Origin of the sequence: Pseudactinotalea sp., assembly GCF_048594945.1 — a bacterium.
In the GTDB taxonomy this organism is placed as follows: Bacteria; Actinomycetota; Actinomycetes; order Actinomycetales; family Beutenbergiaceae; genus Pseudactinotalea.
Map to the genome: position 1 here is coordinate 1 of NZ_JBMDXJ010000087.1, position 2,366 is coordinate 2,366.

At 71.6% G+C, this 2,366-nt stretch carries 2 protein-coding genes; both read left to right on the forward strand.

The window, feature by feature from the left end:
- On the forward strand, positions 1 to 1,740 hold a 1,740-nt coding region (locus tag ACOJSN_RS04070; RefSeq protein ID WP_420111234.1), incomplete at its 5' end, for an ABC transporter ATP-binding protein.
- Positions 1,733 to 2,366: hypothetical protein (locus tag ACOJSN_RS04075; RefSeq protein ID WP_420111235.1), on the forward strand; the 634-nt coding region annotated here is incomplete at its 3' end. The genes ACOJSN_RS04070 and ACOJSN_RS04075, both read left to right, overlap by 8 nt.

Here is a 2,366-nt window from a genome sequence, read left to right on the forward strand (position 1 = left end):
AGGCGCACCGCCCATCACGTGCGGCCGCACCTGAAGGGCGAGAAGCCTCTGATCGCCGGCGGCCTGGCCGCGCTGGGCGTCGAGGTGGCGATGCGGCTGCTCGAACCGTGGCCGCTGAAGTTCGTCATCGACGGCGTGGTGTCGGCACGTGGCGCCGAGATCCCCGGCGGATCCTCGCTGGGGCTGGGCACGGTGCTGCTGCTCGCCGCCCTCGCCCTGGTCGCGATCGTGGCGTTGCGGGCACTGGCCGCGTATGCGATGACGATCTGCTTCGCTCTCGTGGGCAACCGCGTGCTCACCCGCGTGCGTGCGCACACGTACGCGCACGTGCAGTCGCTGTCGATGGCGTTCCACGACCGCGCGCGCACCGGCGACCTCGTGGCCCGCGTGACCTCCGACGTGGGGCGGCTGCGCGAGGTGGCCGTGACGGCAGCGCTGCCGCTGATCGGCAACCTCGTGACGATGGTCGGAATGGTCGTGGTGATCGCGATCCTCGACGCGCCGCTCGCGGCATCGCTGCTCGTGGTGATCCCGCTGTTCCTGCTCCTGAGCGCGCGGCTGTCGCGCAAGATCAACGGCGTCTCCCGCAAGCAGCGGCGCGCCGAGGGCGACCTCGCCTCCGCCGCGACCGAGTCGCTGAGCTCGATGCGCGTGGTGCAGTCCTACTCGCTGGCGTCCCAGCTGCAGGAAGCGTTCGCGGCCTCCAACCAGCGCTCGCTGAAGGATGGCGTGAAGGCCAAGAAGCTGTCCGCCGGGCTCGAGCGCAAGACCGATGTGCTGGTGGGCGTGGGCACCGCGGTGGTGCTGTTCGTGGGTGCGCACCGCGTGCTCGCCGGCGCGTTGACTCCGGGTGAGCTGGTGGTGTTCATCACCTACTTGAAGGCTGCCTTCAAGCCGATGCGCGACCTCGCGAAATACACCGGTCGGATCGCGCAGGCGGCGGCATCAGGTGAGCGGATCGTGGAGGTGCTGGAGGAGCGCCCGCAGATCGTGGACGCGAGCTGGGCGCGCTCGGCACGACCCGGGCGCGGAGACATCCGGCTGGAGCAGGTGTGGGTCTCCTACACACCGGGTCATCCGGTGCTGCGCGGTCTCGACCTGACGATCCGCCCCGGTGAGCACGTGGCGATCGTGGGCCCCTCCGGTGCCGGCAAGTCGACGATCGCGGCTCTGCTGTCACGACTGCGCGACCCCGAGGCCGGCTGCGTGCGGATCGACGGGCACGACCTGCGTGACCTCACGATCGAGTCGGTGCGCCAACAGGTCGCGGTGGTGCTGCAGGAGAGCGTGCTGTTCGCGACCACGATCGCCGAGAACATCCGGTACGGCCGACCCGACGCCAGCCAGGCCGAGATCGAGGAGGCGGCCCGGCTCGCGGGCGCGCACGACTTCGTGCTCGACCTTCCGCAGGGCTACGACTCCGTGGTGGGCGAGCGTGGGGCCACGCTGTCCGGCGGGCAGCGGCAACGGATCGCGATCGCTCGCGCGGCGATCCGGAACAGCTCGATCATCGTGCTCGACGAGGCACTGACCGGTCTCGACGACGGCACCGAACGCGAGGTGGTCGACGCGCTCGGTCGGCTGACCGCGGGCCGGACCACGGTCTCGATCACGCACGACCTGCAGGCCGCGCGCGAGGTCGACCGGATCATCTGGATCGATGGCGGCCGGGTGGTCGATGACGGACGCCCCGACGCTGTGCTGGCGCGCCGCGCACCCGCGGAGGTGTCTGGTGGTTGAGGGAACGCGAGCCGCACATGAGTCTCTGGTCGCCCGGGATCCGGCGTTGCCGCTCGCGACGCTGCTCGACGACGACGCACTCGCCGCATGGCTGGCTCCGGGCGGTGGCGCTGTGCCAGGCGTCCGCCGCCGGTATCTGCGCTACAAGCCGGGTTCGAGCTGCGTGGTGCTGGCGGAGGTGGACCGCGACGGCGAGCCCAGCTGGGTCACGGTGACCGGTGTCGCAGCCGACGCTCGTGCGAAGACGACGAAGGCACTCACCCACGCCCGGGTCGAGGAGGTCGTGGCAGCCGAGCCGGACGCGGGTCTGGTGGCCGTGCTGCCGTCCGCCGACCGACACCTGCCGGGGCTGCGGCGGTTGCTGCGCGAACCGGACCTCGTGCTCTCACGCGTGCTCGGTCGCCGGGTCACGGTCGCGAGGATCACCGGCCTGGCCTACAAGCCGCACCGGCGCTGGGTCGGGCGAATCGATGTCGACGGCGAGGACTCGGTGCTCGTGCGCGCCTATCGGGCCGGCCGGTCCGGACCACACGTGGAGGCGCTCACGGCGGTGCAGGCGGGCGACGCCCCGGTGCCACAGCTGCTGGGGCACCGTGCGCGCCGCGATCTGCTCGTGCTGCCCTGGG